The sequence below is a fragment of the Clostridium sp. JNZ X4-2 genome, assembly GCF_054889485.1.
In genome coordinates this window covers 851,508-868,594 of sequence record NZ_CM142685.1, presented here as the reverse complement: position 1 = coordinate 868,594, position 17,087 = coordinate 851,508, and the positions used below count along the sequence as shown (strand labels likewise).

Below are 17,087 nucleotides of genomic sequence, written 5' to 3'. Positions count from 1 at the left end.
ATTCTCCTTTTCTTATAATTTAAGTGATCAGCAGTATTTTACAATTATATTGTTATTATCCATATAATCTTTTGCCAAAGGAGTTATCAATGCACCTTGTTTTATATAGATTTCCTTTGATTTTCCCATATTAGCCAGAATGTCCTTTGCAGTTATAACACCGGATAATATACTGTTTTTATCTTTACTTTCTATGTTTACTACTTCTTCCTTTTCTTCATTTGTCATGGATAAGCTGTCATTATAATTATTTAAAAGGACAAGTTTACTCTCCAGTGCTTTTTTCAGTTCATCTCCCTGAATAAAATCAACTCCCAGGCTGCATAAATTGTCTTTGTAATTCAATATAAATCTATTGTATGCCGGATTTTTGCTAAATCCCAGACATATGTTTCTGGGGTTCTCAGGATCAAAACTATCTGATACCGCCATGACTTTTTTATTCATCATAAGAGCTTCTGCTATTCCCGTAGTCACTAAATTATCTTCTATGCCCACTGCACATTTTGACAGTGTATTTCTGGTCATCACCGGTATTAAAACCAAATCATCTTCCCTCACTGCCTTGGTCAGTTCCTCCTTAGACTCTATCAACCTGCCGTTGAGACTATTGATATATTTTTCCGGGATAACCTTTTTTGCAGATTCTGTCATAACTATATCATATTGTAAAATATTCATGGAAGCCAGTATTTCAAATATCTCCTTTAGGTTTACCGCTCCTCCTGATATAAATAAAAGCACTTTTTTATTTATCATACTTACAATTTGAGCAACTATAGGTCTTAATAAATCTTTTATATCCATTTATTTACCTCACTTATCTTAATTCTCATGTATCCTTATTTTTTAATGTCATTCATAGCTATTCCCATAGGTGTTATAAGGAGAGGATTATAAGGCTTAATAGTTTTTATACCCGTATATTTTTCAAATATACTTTCTATATTTTTTAAACAACACGTTCCTCCTACTAGATAGATAGTATTTACATCATACCCCTTCACATTCTTTTTAACTATATCTGCCATTTTTTCAATTACGGGTCTCACTAGTGGAAATACTGTATTATAATTTTTTTCATCAATTTTATATTTTTCTGCTTTTTCATAATCCATTTGAAGTGCTCCGGATACAACTAAACTTAAATGATGACCTCCTGTAGGCTCATCTGCGGAATATACCACCTTTCCATGTTTTAATATGGATATTCCAGTGGTTCCTCCACCTACATCCACTACTGCACCTTCATTTATTTTTAGAACATTAGAAGCTGCAGTGGGTTCATCTATTATATTGGTAACCATAAAATCAGCAGCCTCAACTACATTTGCAATTACTTTTGTATTTCCTGAACCTATTCCCGGCGGTATGGCCGTAGCTGCATATTCCAGCTTTCTCTTTAAAGTACCCTCCAGTTTTTCTTTTAAACTTCTAAGTATATTTACTGCATTTAAATACTCAACAACTATACCGTCCCTAACTACATTGGCAGGATATAATTCTCCAGCCACAGGTTTATTATCTTTATCCAGTACTGTTATTACAATGTTGGAAGTTCCTAAATCCACTCCAACTTTTAAATCCTGATTTTTATCAATGTTATTGGGATTTTTAAAAGATTTCTCCATTTCCATAATAAATGAATTAGCTGTCTCCAATGTATTCTTCAAAGGTTTTTTTACCATTTACATCACCTGCTCAAGCCTAATATTCTAATTAAAGCACTGCCTTTTGTTTCTGATGCATTGGCTTCATCTGTATCTATATGAAATTCCAGTGCAGATGCATTACTTACACGTATAAGTACATTTTTGAATATGACACCCTTGGAACCCATGGTTTCCACATCTACTAAATCTCCATTTTTTACACCATAGGATTCAGCCTGCCGGGGAAGCATATGAATATGTCTGCTGGCACATATAACTTTATTTTTCAACACCAAACTTCCTTTAGGTCCTATAACGGAAAGGGTTTCTGAATCTTCAAGATTTCCTGAACTTCTAACCGGTGCTTTTATACCCAAAGCATAGGAATCTGTTCTGGATATTTCAATCTGGCTGTATTTTCTCACCGGGCCCAGAATTCTCACCCTAGGAAAAAATGATTTAGGACCTGCAATAGCCACAGTTTCATTTGCTGCAAACTGTCCCGGTTGTTTTACCTGACTTTTAACTGTAAGTTCATACCCTTTACCAAATAAATATTCCAAATCCTGCTCAGTAAGATGAATATGCCTGTTTGATATACCTATAGGGATAGAAAATTCTTTATTTTTAATTCTGCTTTCCCTTACAATATGTGATACTAAATCCTCTACAAATTTTTCATTAATCTCCATTATTCTCTATCGCCTTCCCATGTTTTTTTGTAATGAATGCATAAGTTTCTCGGCTGTCCTTTTCTTCTGGGGCACTCAGGATCATGACATATATTACATACTTCCTTATTATCTTCTGTGTTTTCTTTGGAAGAATCTATGTCTTCAACCTTAATTACATGTTTTTCTTCAGGTGCAGTTGCTTCAACTGCATCAAAAGATTTGTCCTCCTCAATTAATTCATCTGATGAATTAATTTCTTCCTGTTCATCCTTGTTTTTTTCCTCCGGCTCAGGTTCTTCTAAATCAGAATCTTTGGTCTCAGAACCTTCCAACTTCTCATTGTGTTCCAACTTTTCATGAGAAACTATACTCTCATCTTTAATATTATCATCAGTTTTTTCAAGTCCCACTGTTTCTTTTGACTGTATAATATTGTCTAAATCTTTAGCAGGTCTTGGTATGACAAGGGTAGAATACACCTTGTTAACCCTGCCCGCACTTACTTTTGCTGCACTGATTGCGGCCTTAACTGCTCCTACGTTTCCTTCTATTTTAATTGTTACAAGACCGCTCCCTCTGGTAAGTTCATAACCTATAAGGGTTACATTTGCTGATTTTACACAACTATCTGCAGCTTCTATTGCTGCAGCCATTCCAATAGTCTCAATAACACCAAGGGCCTCTCCATTCATAAAAATCCCTCCTCTTGTTACATATGGAGTACATACATAAAATTTTAAGAAATATTTAAATTAAAGTTCTTTAAAACAGAAATAACTGCTGATTTAACCTGCTGCCTCAGCTCATTCTCACTGGTATCTTCAAAAGATTTCAACGGCATGATTTTATAGAGTCTGGCAGCATTGCAGCCAATTACCCTTGCCTTGTCTTTTTCATAATAATCAAGTCTGACATTTATAAGAGGATGATTTTCTTTAAGTTTATTATAATGGAGCACCACTTTATCATTTTTCATTGCAATAGCTATTCCCATCCTGGACTCCTCAGAAGCTTCATATGCAATTTTTATTATATTATCCTGGGTAAAATTTATATTTTTTAACTGGTATGGAATACCTTCCTCTTCCAATCCGGCGAGAATCTCTTTTAAAAGAGATTCTGCAGGATTATCCAAGCATATATTCACATGTGGTTTATCTATATTTGCATTATCAATCATATTAAACTACCTCTTTTATAAGTTATCTTGATGTAAGCTCTGATAATATGCAATTACCAGACCTGTAGCTACTGCATTTCTGGGCCCCATAAATCCTCGTATATTACCACTTCCACATATAACTCCATAATGGGATAATTCATCAGATATCATTTCAGGTATTTCAAAATCCAGTGCGGATCCTCCTACAAGCACTACAAAATCCACAGATCTTATGTCATGATTTGGAGCTATGTCCTTCAACGCCCTTTTAATATTGGTTACAAATACCTTCTCCTTGGATTCCCTTCTGACCATTCTTATTTTCTCTATAGAATGTTTAGTTGGAATCGGAATCATTTCATCTTCATTTTTCACAATAACATTTCTTGCAAATAGGGAAGCATCCAGCTGGTTTTGATAAAAACAAACATTTCCGCCCTCATATCTTATATTAAACAGGCTTTCAACTTTAGCCAGCGGATATCTTTTTATATCTTCCGCAAGGCTTAAATCATTTAATCCCAGCTCTGAATTTATAAGCATTGTGACCATCTGTCCTGCTCCTGCATGATGAATGGATCTTATATCTCCATTCCTGCTTATATAGGCTGAATCCGTGGAGCCTCCTCCTATATCAAGTATTACCAGCGGCTTATCCGTTCCTGGAGTAGTAAGTGCTCCCCTAACTGCTACATTTGCTTCAACACCGCCTATTATAACTTTTACTTTTGTTTCATCTTCCAGCCTTTTGGCAATACTCTCCATTGGAAGTTTGCTGGTCTTTACCATAGCTGCCAATGCCACTGCATTTTCAAGAGAAAATTCGCCAGCTACTCCCCCTTGAACTTTTTGAGGTATAAATGTATCTACAGCCAGAATGTCCTGAATTTTTACTTCATCTATATTTTGACTAGTAAGCTCCCCCATTACCTGTCTTACTCTCTCCAACATTCCGCCTACATTGGTTCCAGCTTCTCCTGTTACATCTTTAAGGGGCCATACTTTGCCCAATTCCTTCATTATAGCTTCCGAACCGCTTTCTATTGGAAGTTCACCCTTTTGTTTTTCTCCCATAAGTATGAGATTTCCTGCAGGTATAACCCGCTCTTTTACATCTCCCTCAGGAGTCCTTATGACAACGGCAGATCTATTTCCAATCAAAGCTCTTGCTATGGGAATTACATGTTTAGTTTCTTCTGGCGAAAGTTTAAAAACAGTAGCCAGTCCATAGGGATTGGACAATGCCCTTATGGTTTTACCCGGTGCTGCCACTTCCACTGCTGCCAGCATGCCCATAGGTACTTTATCAATATAGGATACTTCATCTACAATGGGAATCTTTCTTTTCAACCTGTTGCTTATTATCACACCATCATCACCCTGCACTATGGCAGCAGTTATATTAATATGATTATCAAAGGCTTCATTTAATCTTTTTGCAGCAGTTTCAAAATCAACTTTTCTAGGGACTACACAAATTACTGCTTCGTTGCTTGACATATTCTCCAATTCATCCAGATATATGGTTTTTCCCACTCCTACTCCCATACCTCCGGGAGTATCCGGATTGTGTCCTATCATAGTGGACTCTGTAATAACCGTTTCAGTTATGGTTTCCATAGCTACATCTCCGATAACTGGAGTTGCCTCATTTATACATATAACATTCAGATCCTGTACATTTATATGTATATTGTCACAGGCATCCCCTATAGCTTTTACTACTCCCACCACATTATCCAAAGTCCCCTTAATTCCTGTAGTCTTAACTATGCTGCTTGTTTTAAATTCTAATTTGTTCTCTACATCTGCGATTGCAACTTCAGTAGTGGAATTTCCTATATCAACTCCTGCTACAAATTTCACTTATATCACCTGCCTAAGATCTAAACATATCTCTTTTTTCATATACTTCAGCTGCTTCTCTTACAAGTGAAGCATTGATATTTGCATTATATTTATTTTGCAGTTCATCTGCTATGTCAAGTAATTCCTGTTTTGTAGATCTATGTGGCCTTAAAGCTCCGTAAATTTCAAGCACTCTGTCATCTGGTACTTTAGTGAGTTCGGCTGCTCTCTTAAGATTTTCTGCAAACTGATCTCTGCCAACTGACTCTGCTATCTGAGCTTGATATAAAAGTACTTCTGGAGTTATCTTTATATCATCCGGAGTTATTTTTCCATTCAAAACATCTTCAATTTTTATATCCTTTATGTTTTTACCTGTATTTGTTTTTACAAGATCAGGTCTTTTCTGAATTAAAGGATAGTCCTCTTTAGTTAGTCTCTCTCCGTCACAGCTGTTTACTGCTGTCTTTTCTGTACTGCTGCTTTTATTGGGATCTATGTTCTTCAAAACTTCACTGACTATCTGCTGTATCAAATCATTATTATCCATAATTTCACCCCTATTCAAAAATTACTTTTAGTGCTATAGGCTTAGCAGCTCTATTTACATGCTGAGTTTCTTTTATATGAAGAATTGCTGCTTTTGCCTGGTATTTCGGTCTTGCCATTTGGTCATTTACAACTGGAACCGGATCCGGTGATTCGCCTTTAGCATATTTAGCCGCATTTTTTCCTATTGCCCTGAAAGTCTTTTTATCTATTAAAGGTGCCTGTGAAAACAGTTCAAGATTATTCAATGGTTCCAAATCTTTTTGATGAATAACTGTAGTTCCCTTTGATTGTATTCCTATTCCAACACCTGAACCGCTTAATTTTGCTGCTGCATGAGCTATAAAAGCCACATCTGAAGTATTTAAGACTCTAATAAATCTTGCGGCAATACCTTCTTCCTCTATTCCTGCCATGATTTCTCTTAAAACCTCATTATGAGGTATTCCAATTATTGTTTCTGTTTGATATAATCCAAAAGCCGGTGCCAATGCTATTACAACTTCATCGCTTCTCCTGCCTTTTTCTGCGGGTCCTGCTTCTTCAATTCTCATATTTCCTACTTTTGCAGCAGGTGAATCACTGTTTGAAGATGTGCTGCTATTATCAGTGTTAGCTGGCAGCTGACTTAAAACCTTCTGCACTATAGATTCTATTAATTCTTCGTTGGATACTGAATTTACCATAACCAATCCCTCTTTCCTTTACATTTTTTCAGGATCTAGAGCAAACGTTATATCTTTTAATTGATTCCATCTTTCCCCTTCTACTCTATATCCGGTTCCAGGTCCCATATAATCATTTTTATCATTTACAGCACTTATGACATTAAACTTGTCATCAAATATTGAAGATGGATGTAAATAATCACCTGCTATTCTCTGCCTAAGTATGCTGAGAACTCTTTCTGCTATATCAGTAAATCCACCTTTATAAAGTCCTTTTACTATATCCAGTCCTGTCATTCCTCTTGTAAGCAATTCCTGAGCTGCCTTCAAATCCTCCACTACATTTCTTGCCGGCATATCTTTACTTCCATGGGCATAAGTTGCTGCTTCAACTTCCTGGTCAGTTATAGCTGGTAATCCCAGTTCTCTAAACAATGCCTGCATTGCTTTAGCCGCTTTATTTCTAACTGCTATAACATCTTCTTCCTTTACTGGCTGAAGACCTCCATCCACTTTCAGATCCCTTTGAAGAACCAGCCAATCATCATAATCTTCTGCATCCCAGTTCGAACCTGCAAACATATTGTCATAATTTGGAGTTGAACTATAACCTGAACATATGAAATCGGTTCCCGGTAAAAATTGCATCATGGTTCTGGCAGTTTTTCTTATCTGTGAATGCGTAAAGGTCTGGTCATTACTTGAAGCAACTTCAAGATCAAGCATTTCAGTTATAAGGTTTTCCCCAAGTACTGCCCTGATACCTCCCGGTACTGCTGCAGGCACACCTATACAGCTGACTGATCCATTTTGGAGTCCCTGAACTCCGGCACCTTTTGTCATCATTATGCATCTGGCCTCCAGATAAAGCATGGATTTTCCCTCTGCATATCCCATTTGAACTTCAGAACCAGTACCTGAAGTAAATCTCATTTTAAGTCCTCTTGATGCATAGGCTGATGCAAGGAAAGTCTTGGAATATGGAGTATCATCGCCATCTACAAACACATTTTCTGTGCCGTATACAGATATTGTCTCTGCATAAGCTGTAAATCCAAGCATTCCCAATTTAAGTTCTGTAGCTTCTTCCAGGGAGCACTGCGTTAAAATTCCCGGTCTTCCTGTTTGGGATCCTACTAAAATTGAAATTGCATTAAAAGGAGCATATCTTACTATACCTACAGTTGTTTCCATCTCTGCAAACCCTCTTAATGCAGCTTCTGCTGCATCTGCTGCAATCTGAACTGGATTATCTCTCAGATTAGTTACATGTGCTTGATTGGCAGGTGTTTTTCTTGCTCTCATCTTTTGAAGAGCCATCATCATTTCAACTACATTCAATTTGTCAACTACTTCTACCAATTTTGCTGCTGTAAGAGCAGTTGTTACTTTTATTATTTCATCTCTTGAAACATTTATATCGACAAGCATTCTTGCGATATCAGTGGAATCCAGTGCCATGGCTTTTTCAGTATTTTTTAAATTTATTGAGTGATCTGCCAGAAAAGTATCTATAAAATCAAAATCTTCTCTCTTCTTTCCATCCATTTCAACTATTTTTCCATTTTCCAGCTTTATGCTTGGCTTTGGATCATTTGGACTTCCTATTGCTATAAGTCCAACTTCCGGCCATTCTTTAACATAGCCATCTTGATGAACCGGTCTTTTCTCTAATATTTCAAACCTCTTAGATCTTTTCATTAATTGAAATCCTCCTTAAACATATTTAATCCCTTTAAATTTTTAAATATTAAACATAAGGGGTACCTGTAGTAGAAACAGGATTTTGACCCATGGATCTGGCAATAGACAATCCTACTTCCCTGGCGGCAATTACCGACTGCCTTACAGCACCTGAATCTCCAGTTACAGTTATGATAACCTCGTTTGTATATGAAGTTCCTCCATTTCCAGGACTTGCATAAGTTACCAGATCAACATTTGCAGTTTTAAGTGCCGTATCTGCCATTACCACTCCCAGTCCTGCAGGAGCACCTACTATTATTCCAAATGCCTTTCCTATTGGAGCACCAAATGCCTTATTCAGTGCCAGACTTGCTCTTGCAGTATAATGCAGTTCTACATGCCCTGCATCAAATCCATAAACATCCCCAAAAGTTCTGTCAGTATCTTTAAGGGCCACTTCTACTGCCCTCCTTGAATCAGATACATCTTCTGAAGCCAATATTATCAAGCAGCCGTGTCCTGCTCCGCCTTTTGTATCCCTTGGCAGCTCAATACTTACAACCTCCGTATTGGTAGCCTTTACAGCTTCATCTGCAGCCATTATCTGAGGACCTGCCCCTGTCCTGTCACTTATTATTCCTATAGAACGATATTTCTTGTCAATACCCATTTTTTCGTGCAACAGGCTGTCAACATTTGCAATTACTAATCCAACCGTATCTCCATAATTTGCTGTTCCAACAAATTCAGTTATTGGTGATGGCGCACTCATTACATCTACCTCCCTCTTATTATCTATTCTGTTCTCTTTCTGAATATTATTATCTTGTTTTTGTATTAAATCCTCAGATGACGATTTTATAATTTTATTTAATTGTTCCTGATCAAAATTTTTCAGATCTACTTTTTTTCTGATTTCATCTAAAACCTTTTCTATTAACTCATTATCCATCATATCTACCTCTAATCAATTATTCTGAAATCTTAGGCAATATTTTCTCTACATCCGTATGCGGTCTTGGAATAACATGTATCGATATGACTTCCCCCACTCTCTTGGCTGAAGCTGCACCGGCATCTGTAGCAGCCTTTACTGCTCCCACATCACCTCTTACCATAACGGTTACAAGACCCGAACCAATTTTCTCATATCCAATAAGTACAACATTTGCTGCCTTTACCATGGAATCAGCGGCTTCTATTGCTCCCACCAATCCTCTTGTTTCTATCATTCCCAATGCTTCCTGTCCCATAGGAACACCTCCATATAAATAATATTAATTCTTGATTTAATTGTATATTACTTTTACCTACTTATTTTGCAAATTATTGCTTAATTTAATACCTATATTAACTATTTCAATTTGTATTTTTTATATCTATTTATGTACTTTTTTTACATCTGAATCTGAATTTTGTTTGATAAATTTAGATTTCAGGTTATAATTATATATAAGTAATAAGTTCAACATAATTCAAATATTCCAAATTATCAAATAAAACTAATCTTTTACATTAGATGTGGTTCCTGATGAGGTGTTAATATGTATGATTTAGAGCAATACACACTGGATAAAATTATAGATGTAGGTTCTCTGCAGGACATACAAGACAAATACTCTAAATTAACCAACCTGTCTACAATAACCGTGGACAGAGCAGGTGTTCCTGTTATAAAGCCCAGCAACTTTTCAAAATACTGCACTCTTATTCGAACTTCCAAAGAAGGCTATAAAAGATGTATAAACTGTGATGCCGTTGGGGGATTGAAATCTTCTAAACTAAAGAAACCAATAATCTATCGCTGCCATGCAGGACTTACAGATTTTTCTGCTCCTATAATCGTGAATAATGTTCATCTTGGATCAATGCTTTGTGGACAAGTTTCTGTAAAAGAATATACCACAAAAAATTCAATTGATTTAAAAAAACTCTCCAGAGAATTGTATTTACCACTGGATAAATTAAAATACACTTTAAAAGAAGTAAATATTGTGGAGTATGAAAAAGTAAAAAATGCTGCGGATTTTCTATATATGTTTGCCAACCTTATTGCTAAAATGGGAATTGCCAATATTACACACTCCGAGCTATTGCAGGAGACAAAAGAAAAAATGAAATTCCAGCAATTAGCCAGAGATATTCAAATAAAATCTATTCAAGCACAAATAAACCCTCATTTTTTGTTTAACACTTTAAATACCATGGCCAGCATGTCACTTTTAGAAAGTTCTAACAGCACTGTAGAACTCATATATGCACTGTCGGACATATTGAGGTACAGTTTGAGAAATTCCGACAAGATGGTAAATATATCTACCGAGATAGATAATATAAAAAAATATCTGTTCATTCAGTCCGTGAGGTTTAAGGATAAGCTAGACTATGAGATAAATGTATCAAGCAGTGTATTGGATTGTAAAATTCCTGCCATGACTCTGCAGCCCATAATAGAAAATGCAGTCATACACGGTATAGAGCCGAAAAAGGAATTTGGAAAAGTTCGTATAGTTTCTAAAATTTTATCTAAAAAATATCTGGTTTTTGAAGTTCAGGATAATGGAGTTGGAATGGAAGCCGAAAAATTAAAATTGCTAAAAGATAAAATGAATTCTTCAAATAAAGATGATTCAAATATAAGTATAGGAATTCAAATAGTTCAGGATAGAATAAAATACTATTTTGGTTCCCAGTATGGAATTGGCATTAAAAGTTCCATTAATGTAGGAACAATAGTTTATATTAAACTTCCATTAGTTTATTAAAATTTGCTGGAGGTGATTATATTAATGTATAAATTGTTAATTGCGGATGATGAAACATTAGAACGACAGGCCATGAGACTTATACTAAAAAGGGCTTTTAAAAATTTGGATATTGTTGAAGATGCCAAGACTGGAAATGAAGCTATATTATTGGCAAAAAAATATAACCCTCATATAATCATAATGGACATTAAAATGCCTGAAAAAAATGGACTTGAAGCTCAGAAGGCAATATCTGAATTTCTTCCAAATGTAAAAACTATTATTTTGACAGCTTATGATGACTTTAATTTTGCTCAGAATGCCATTAAGCTTGGGGTAAAAGATTATATTCTAAAACCCGCAAAACCTTCAGAATTAAAGGATTCCATAGACAAAATTCTACTTTTGCTTAAAGGCAGGGACAAAATTTATTCAAATTTAGCCCATTCTAAAAAAGAAAAAGAATCTGATAAAAATATAATTCATACTGCCATAGATTTTATAAATAAAAATTTCAATAAAAACATAAATCTGGAGTCCACTGCTGCAGAGGTTCATCTAAGTCCCCAGTATTTCAGCAGATATTTTAAATATAATACAGGTATAAATTTTATAGACTATTTATCTAAAATTCGTTTAAAAGAATCAAAACGCCTTTTAACTACTACAGACAAGAGCATGAGCAGTATAGCTCTTAGTGTGGGATATATAGATCCTGCATATTTCAGCAAGGTTTTTATGAAATATGAAGGTTTGTCTCCTAATAAATACAGAACTCTGAAAAAAAGTACAAATGTGAATTTAGCCTATATGAATTTAGATGATATACCAGGAAAGACATCTCCTGTATATAAAATTGAAAATATCATAAGGCAGGTAAATGAATTCACCTTGACTTCACCTTATAATAAAATTTCTGAGTTAAATAATATAAGAATCTTTGATGCACCGCTAATAGGAGTTGCTCAGGCCCAGGATCCATTATTTTTGAGATTAAAGGATAACAAAATAATAGGTACCCACCACTTAACCCCTAAAGAGTGGATGCCTGAAGCAAAATCAGTTATATCTTATTTTCTGCCCTTTTCATCAAATATTAGAAGTTTAATTAAAAATAAAAATTCCAGCTCTTCACAAAAATTGATTTATGAAAAAATTGAGAACACATTTTTCAGCAATATGCTCTGTAAATTCATAGCAAAAAGAATAGATGAAATGGGAGGAGTTTCAATTATTCCTTCCATAAGCTCAAGATTTACAGTAAAAAATTACAAAAGCAATTGGTCAGAAAGACATATAGCATTTATATCCGGTCTGGGTACCTTCAGCTTGAGCAAGTGCCTTATAACCAAACGAGGATGCGCCGGAAGGCTTGGAAGTATAATTGTAAGTATACCCTACGGAACTACCAAAAGAATTTATAACGGAATTTATGATTATTGCAATTCCTGCGGAAATTGTATTCAGATGTGTCCTATCCATGCTATTGGCAGATATAATAAAAAAAAGGACAGCTCCTGCAACAACTTTTTATGTGAGAAATGCCAGCTGTCATTACCTTGTGAGTGTAAAATTCCATTGGAAACCAGAAAGGGAATAGCAAGGTAATACTACAAGAAGAATTTATTGCTAAAAGCATTTCTATTGAGTTTATACAAAATTTATAGTATCTCAAAAGATTGTAATGATTCATGCAGGTCATTACAATCTTTTAAATTCAGACCTATCATCAACTATTGGAAAGCTTTTTATCATAAATACTCAAATCTATACCATATTTGCTTATCTTTCTATATATGGTAGCTTTACCTATTTTCAACAATTCAGATGCTTTCATGGCACTTCCCCCGCAATATTGAAGTGCGTCTTTAATACATTGTTCCTCTACAATTTCTAAAGGCAGAATTTTCTTAGGTAAATCACTTTTCATTGTAATTTCACTTTTTAAATTTTTTTCCATAAGATATCTTGAAGTTATCATGGTATCTTCGCAGAGATAATAGGATCTCTCCACTATGTTCCTGAGCTCCCTTGTATTGCCTTCAAAACTATGTTTATTTAATCCCTGAACATATGAGGGATCTATATACTTGGGTTCGGAAGGATTTTTAATGTTTAATCTATTTACAAAATGTTGTGCTAAAAGCTCTATATCCTCTTTTCTGTCATTTAAAGGCAAAAGATGAATATTCATAACATTTAGTCTATAATACAAATCACTTCTAAAATTTTTATTCTCTATTTCATCTGCAAGTACTCTGTTTGTAGCTGCAATTACCCTGACATCAATGGGCTTTTCATAATTTCCGCCTACCCTCACTATTTTAAGGTTATCCAACACTCTTAAAAGTTTTGATTGAATGTCAAGAGGGAGTTCCCCTATTTCATCTAAAAATATGGTTCCCCCATCTGCCAATTCAAATTTCCCCGGATTACCTCCTCTTGATGCACCTGTAAAAGCTCCTCTTTCATATCCAAATAATTCACTTTCCACCAGTTCTCTTGGTATTGCTGCACAATTCACGGCCACAAAAGGTCCTTTACTCCTATTGCTGTAATTATGAATGGATTGTGCAAATACCTCTTTTCCCGTGCCGCTCCTGCCTTCTATAAGTATATTGCAATTTGTCCTGGCTGCCTTTTTGGCAAGCTTTATAGTAGTCTTAACGTTTTCACTTCTTGTAATCACATCATCAAAAGTAAAAGATGCCTTGTATCCCACTACATTATTCACCATTTTATGAAGATTCTTAGTATCCCTAATTGCAAGTACCAAGCCTATTATTCTTCCCCTTAATTTTACGGGAACCAAATTTATAATACATCTTATCCTAATTCCATTTATATAGAAATTACAATCCTGCGCAAACTTGTTTTCTCCCGTAAGCAATACGGATTTAAGTACATCATCTTTTAATATTTCATTTAAATAAGTTGTATATATTTCCTCCTCCTTTACGCCTAATATTTTAACAGCTGTTATATTCACTTTTTTTATTAAAAGATTTTCATCTGTAATTACAAGTCCATCATAGCAGCAGTCAAAAACAGCCTGCAGTATAAAGGAAGATATATCATATTCCAATATGCTGTCCATGTCAATTCTGCACATATTACTTTCCTCTTGAATGAAATCCAGATTTTCCACTGACTTACCCCTTTCAGACATAATAAATATAACTTTAGTTTAAAGTATAACATATTTTACTATTGAATAAAAGGAAAGCAGTATCAATATGATAGTTATTTTTTTTATTTTATCACATTGATACTGTTTTTTATCATTATGACCTGCTGCTTAAAATTCACTGCATATACAGCCCCCTTATAAGCTGGTACGAAAATTGCTTGATTAATATAATTGAATATACGTTTGAAAAGCATTTTAATAGTTCTAGACTTAAAAGCCTAAAAATCTAAGATTATTTCTATGTAAAATATTAAAGTACAGCTTGCCCACTGTACTTTAATATTATTCACTAAATTTTAACCGGCTTTACGCTGATCTTTAGATTTCTTTTTAATAATATTGTGATTATCATCATACATAACTAATTGAAGGGCTTCTGTTGGACAAACTTCTATGCAGGCCGGCCCGTTTTCTCTATCTTTACAGAGATCACATTTATTGGCCACTACCTTTTCTTTCTTATCCACCAAAATTCCTTCATTACTCACTACTTCAAATTTGTTTTGAAGTATTTTTTCTCCATTTTTGTATTCAGTGATTAGTTCGATAACTCCATAAGGACAAGCTATTAAACAGGTTTTACATCCTATACAGATATTCTGATCTACAAATACATAGCCTTTTTCATTAGTAATAGCATTAACCGGACACACATTTGCACAAGGAGAATCCTCACATTGCCTGCATTGTACCGGTGCACTTATCTTTGCAGTTTTTATTACATTTAAACGGGGATTAAAATTGACTTTTGAGATATTGACATTAAAAAAATCTTCACCGGAATGTGCAATAGCACAAGCTGCTTCACAAGTCCTGCATCCTATACACTTATTTGGATTTGCTACTACGAAGCAATTTTTCATCTCCTAACTCTCCTCTTTTCTGGACTTATATTTTGTATGCAATAACTCATGGGATCTATAACCCAAAGGTTCTTCTAAAAAGTCCTTGTATACTTTCCTTATTGCAGGATTTTCATGAGATTTTCTAAAAGTTAGATTGGAATCATGCATATACAATCCTGCTTTTCTATTATCATAGGCTGTTTCCTTATCCGATTCAAATATAATTTTTGGCTGACCTCCGCCGCTTATACATCCCTGGGGACATGTCATAACCTCTATAAAATGAATATGACACCTGCCATTTTTTATACTCTCCATAACTTCTTTTACATGCTGCAATCCAGAAACCACCGCTACTTTTAATTTGAAATCTCCTAAATCCACCTGTGCAACTCTAAAGCCTTCTCCGCCTCTCACCATGGTAAGATCTATTTTAGGAATTGGCTTTTTAGTATACAATTCATATCCTGTTCTAAGAGCTGCTTCCATAACTCCGCCGGTAGAACCAAATATGGTTCCTGCTCCAGTATATGTTCCAAGTGGAGCATCAAATTCCTCTTCTTTCAGATCGTTAAAATCAATATGAGCATCCTTTATTAAATATACCAATTCCCTTGTAGTTATAGCCACATCTACATCCCTATATCCACTATCCTGCATTTCTTCCCTTTCACATTCAAATTCCTTGCAGGTACATGGCATTACAGATACTGTATACATTCTAGCTGGATTTACCCTGTCAATCTTGGCCCCATAGGTTTTAAAAATAGCTCCAGCCATCTGCTGCGGTGATTTACAACTTGAAAGATGAGGGAGAAGTTCTGGATAAGTCTGCTCCACATATTTTACCCAGGCAGGACAGCAGGAAGTAAACATGGGAAGTATTCCTCCTTCTGTTACCCTCTTTAATAATTCACTGCCTTCTTCCATTATAGTAAGATCTGCTCCGAAATTAGTATCATATACCCTGTCAAATCCAAGTCTTCTCAATGCGGCTGCCATTTTTCCGGGACTAAGAGTCCCAAGAGGCAATCCGAAATCTTCTCCTATGGCAACTCTTACTGCAGGGGCACATTGTACTATCTTGAATGTATCTCTATTTTTTAATATATCCTTGATTCTTTTTACCTGACTTACATTATATGCCGCAAAAAGAGGTTCATTTACATCCTCTAATAGTCCCCTGTCAAACAATCTTTTACTCATAGGAGTAGGGACTTCATCATATACGGATTCATAACCCTTGCACATTTGAACACACTGACCGCACATTACACATTTATCTTTATTTATTGACTGTGGTTTGCCCTCTTCTCCCTCTATAGCATCTACCGGACAAACTTCTGCACATCTTCTGCAACCTGTACACAATTCTTTATCTATATTTATAATAGGAGTACCCGTGAGCATATCTAACATTCCCTTCTTTCCCTAATTTTTATAGCGTATAAATTAAATATTTCCATTGACTTCAAGTAATTCCAGGGCTGCTTTAACACTGCGATCCTTCTTGTTTTCCCTAGGATCTACCACTCTCAAAGCATCTTCCGGACATTCCTTAACGCAAGCAGGAGTTCCTCCTTCTTCCTTGCATAGATCACATTTATAAGCTGCCACTCTGACTTTAACTCCAATTCCACCTGTAATGGTACTGCTTTCAATTTTAGGCAGTAAATCCACAGCTCCTACAGGACATACCAATACGCAGGTTTTACATCCTATACACATTTTCTCATTTACAATTATGCTTCCATTCTTTTCAACTATGGCACCTACAGGACATGAATTTGCACAAGGTGCATCTTCGCAATGCCTGCATTGTATGGGCATAACAGTACCTTTATTTTGTACCAAAAATCTTCTTGGAGTTACAATACCATTCATGGTCCCAATAGTTTGTCCTTGATTATTTTTTTCTCTATGCTTTGCAGCACAGGCAATTTCACAGGCCCTACATCCTATGCATTTATCAGGATCTACTATTACAAACGAATTAAGATCTGGTTTCATTTAACTTACCCGCCTTTCATTTATTTAAAACTTAATTTGTAAAATTCTTCCATAGT

Annotated in this window: 17 protein-coding genes; 2 read left to right on the top strand and 15 right to left on the bottom strand. The window is 35.3% G+C overall.

What is annotated here, in order from left to right:
- Positions 1–27 precede the first annotated feature (27 nt).
- The 11 genes from ACYUJ6_RS04055 to pduA are packed head-to-tail and all read right to left on the bottom strand — an operon-like array spanning position 28 to position 9,492.
- Positions 28–807 carry a flavoprotein gene (locus ACYUJ6_RS04055; protein WP_461844576.1) on the bottom strand — a complete coding sequence of 260 codons (780 nt, stop codon included), beginning with the start codon at positions 805–807 and terminating at the stop codon, positions 28–30.
- Positions 808–842: 35 nt separating this feature from the next.
- Positions 843–1,688 carry an ethanolamine utilization protein EutJ gene (eutJ, locus tag ACYUJ6_RS04050; RefSeq protein ID WP_461844575.1) on the bottom strand — a complete coding sequence of 282 codons (846 nt, stop codon included), beginning with the start codon at positions 1,686–1,688 and terminating at the stop codon, positions 843–845.
- A 5-nt stretch (positions 1,689–1,693) separates the two neighbouring features.
- Positions 1,694–2,347, bottom strand: a complete 654-nt coding sequence (locus tag ACYUJ6_RS04045; RefSeq protein ID WP_461845434.1) for a phosphate propanoyltransferase — start codon at positions 2,345–2,347, stop codon at positions 1,694–1,696.
- Positions 2,344–3,018: a BMC domain-containing protein gene (locus ACYUJ6_RS04040; protein ID WP_461844574.1), complete on the bottom strand. Its 675-nt coding sequence runs from the start codon at positions 3,016–3,018 to the stop codon at positions 2,344–2,346. The genes ACYUJ6_RS04045 and ACYUJ6_RS04040 overlap by 4 nt, the downstream gene beginning before the upstream one ends.
- A 44-nt stretch (positions 3,019–3,062) precedes the next feature.
- Positions 3,063–3,506: a glycerol dehydratase reactivase beta/small subunit family protein gene (locus ACYUJ6_RS04035; protein ID WP_461844573.1), complete on the bottom strand. Its 444-nt coding sequence runs from the start codon at positions 3,504–3,506 to the stop codon at positions 3,063–3,065.
- Between the two features lie 15 nt (positions 3,507–3,521).
- Positions 3,522–5,354 (bottom strand): diol dehydratase reactivase subunit alpha, encoded by a 1,833-nt coding sequence (locus tag ACYUJ6_RS04030; protein ID WP_461844572.1) that lies wholly within the window; start codon positions 5,352–5,354, stop codon positions 3,522–3,524.
- Positions 5,355–5,367: 13 nt separating this feature from the next.
- Positions 5,368–5,886: a diol dehydratase small subunit gene (locus tag ACYUJ6_RS04025; protein ID WP_461844571.1), complete on the bottom strand. Its 519-nt coding sequence runs from the start codon at positions 5,884–5,886 to the stop codon at positions 5,368–5,370.
- Between the two features lie 10 nt (positions 5,887–5,896).
- Positions 5,897–6,571, bottom strand: a complete 675-nt coding sequence (locus tag ACYUJ6_RS04020; protein ID WP_461844570.1) for a propanediol/glycerol family dehydratase medium subunit — start codon at positions 6,569–6,571, stop codon at positions 5,897–5,899.
- 18 nt (positions 6,572–6,589) lie between these two features.
- The gene (locus tag ACYUJ6_RS04015) at positions 6,590–8,254 is read right to left on the bottom strand and encodes a propanediol/glycerol family dehydratase large subunit (protein ID WP_461844569.1); all 1,665 of its coding nucleotides are present in this window, start codon (positions 8,252–8,254) and stop codon (positions 6,590–6,592) included.
- Between the two features lie 49 nt (positions 8,255–8,303).
- The gene (pduB, locus tag ACYUJ6_RS04010) at positions 8,304–9,191 is read right to left on the bottom strand and encodes a propanediol utilization microcompartment protein PduB (protein ID WP_461844568.1); all 888 of its coding nucleotides are present in this window, start codon (positions 9,189–9,191) and stop codon (positions 8,304–8,306) included.
- Between the two features lie 19 nt (positions 9,192–9,210).
- A complete protein-coding gene (gene pduA / locus ACYUJ6_RS04005) occupies positions 9,211–9,492 on the bottom strand; it encodes a propanediol utilization microcompartment protein PduA (protein WP_369702935.1) in 282 nt (93 codons plus the stop codon).
- A 291-nt stretch (positions 9,493–9,783) separates the two neighbouring features.
- Here pduA and ACYUJ6_RS04000 point away from each other — a divergent pair, with 291 nt between their 5' ends.
- Together ACYUJ6_RS04000 and ACYUJ6_RS03995 are read left to right on the top strand one after the other, a co-directional pair.
- The gene (locus ACYUJ6_RS04000) at positions 9,784–11,004 is read left to right on the top strand and encodes a sensor histidine kinase (protein WP_461844567.1); all 1,221 of its coding nucleotides are present in this window, start codon (positions 9,784–9,786) and stop codon (positions 11,002–11,004) included.
- A gap of 24 nt (positions 11,005–11,028) precedes the next feature.
- A complete protein-coding gene (locus ACYUJ6_RS03995; RefSeq protein ID WP_461844566.1) occupies positions 11,029–12,594 on the top strand; it encodes a response regulator in 1,566 nt (521 codons plus the stop codon).
- A 121-nt stretch (positions 12,595–12,715) separates the two neighbouring features.
- Here the strand turns inward: ACYUJ6_RS03995 and ACYUJ6_RS03990 are convergent, their stop codons facing one another.
- The 4 genes from ACYUJ6_RS03990 to ACYUJ6_RS03975 form a co-directional block, all read right to left on the bottom strand.
- Positions 12,716–14,134, bottom strand: a complete 1,419-nt coding sequence (locus tag ACYUJ6_RS03990; RefSeq protein WP_461844565.1) for a sigma-54 interaction domain-containing protein — start codon at positions 14,132–14,134, stop codon at positions 12,716–12,718.
- A 338-nt stretch (positions 14,135–14,472) separates the two neighbouring features.
- Complete coding sequence (locus ACYUJ6_RS03985; protein ID WP_461844564.1) at positions 14,473–15,039, bottom strand: 4Fe-4S dicluster domain-containing protein; 567 nt, start codon at positions 15,037–15,039, stop codon at positions 14,473–14,475.
- Positions 15,040–15,042: 3 nt separating this feature from the next.
- On the bottom strand, positions 15,043–16,440 hold the full coding sequence (locus tag ACYUJ6_RS03980) for a [FeFe] hydrogenase, group A (protein WP_461844563.1): 1,398 nt from the start codon (positions 16,438–16,440) through the stop codon (positions 15,043–15,045).
- 33 nt (positions 16,441–16,473) lie between these two features.
- Positions 16,474–17,031, bottom strand: coding sequence for a 4Fe-4S dicluster domain-containing protein (locus ACYUJ6_RS03975; protein ID WP_461844562.1), 558 nt, complete (start codon positions 17,029–17,031; stop codon positions 16,474–16,476).
- Positions 17,032–17,087 lie beyond the last annotated feature (56 nt).

Excerpts from the sequence above, each read along its gene's own strand:
- ACYUJ6_RS03985 (WP_461844564.1), bottom strand. The coding sequence starts at position 15,039 with ATGAAAAATTGCTTCGTAGTAGCAAATCCAAATAAGTGTATAGGATGC.
- ACYUJ6_RS04015 (WP_461844569.1), bottom strand. The coding sequence starts at position 8,254 with ATGAAAAGATCTAAGAGGTTTGAAATATTAGAGAAAAGACCGGTTCAT.
- ACYUJ6_RS04000 (WP_461844567.1), top strand. The coding sequence starts at position 9,784 with ATGTATGATTTAGAGCAATACACACTGGATAAAATTATAGATGTAGGT.
- pduB (WP_461844568.1), bottom strand. The coding sequence starts at position 9,191 with ATGGATAATGAGTTAATAGAAAAGGTTTTAGATGAAATCAGAAAAAAA.
- ACYUJ6_RS03995 (WP_461844566.1), top strand. The coding sequence starts at position 11,029 with ATGTATAAATTGTTAATTGCGGATGATGAAACATTAGAACGACAGGCC.
- ACYUJ6_RS04020 (WP_461844570.1), bottom strand. The coding sequence starts at position 6,571 with ATGGTAAATTCAGTATCCAACGAAGAATTAATAGAATCTATAGTGCAG.
- ACYUJ6_RS04025 (WP_461844571.1), bottom strand. The coding sequence starts at position 5,886 with ATGGATAATAATGATTTGATACAGCAGATAGTCAGTGAAGTTTTGAAG.
- ACYUJ6_RS03975 (WP_461844562.1), bottom strand. The coding sequence starts at position 17,031 with ATGAAACCAGATCTTAATTCGTTTGTAATAGTAGATCCTGATAAATGC.
- ACYUJ6_RS03980 (WP_461844563.1), bottom strand. The coding sequence starts at position 16,440 with ATGTTAGATATGCTCACGGGTACTCCTATTATAAATATAGATAAAGAA.
- ACYUJ6_RS04040 (WP_461844574.1), bottom strand. The coding sequence starts at position 3,018 with ATGAATGGAGAGGCCCTTGGTGTTATTGAGACTATTGGAATGGCTGCA.
- eutJ (WP_461844575.1), bottom strand. The coding sequence starts at position 1,688 with ATGGTAAAAAAACCTTTGAAGAATACATTGGAGACAGCTAATTCATTT.
- ACYUJ6_RS04035 (WP_461844573.1), bottom strand. The coding sequence starts at position 3,506 with ATGATTGATAATGCAAATATAGATAAACCACATGTGAATATATGCTTG.
- ACYUJ6_RS04055 (WP_461844576.1), bottom strand. The coding sequence starts at position 807 with ATGGATATAAAAGATTTATTAAGACCTATAGTTGCTCAAATTGTAAGT.
- pduA (WP_369702935.1), bottom strand. The coding sequence starts at position 9,492 with ATGGGACAGGAAGCATTGGGAATGATAGAAACAAGAGGATTGGTGGGA.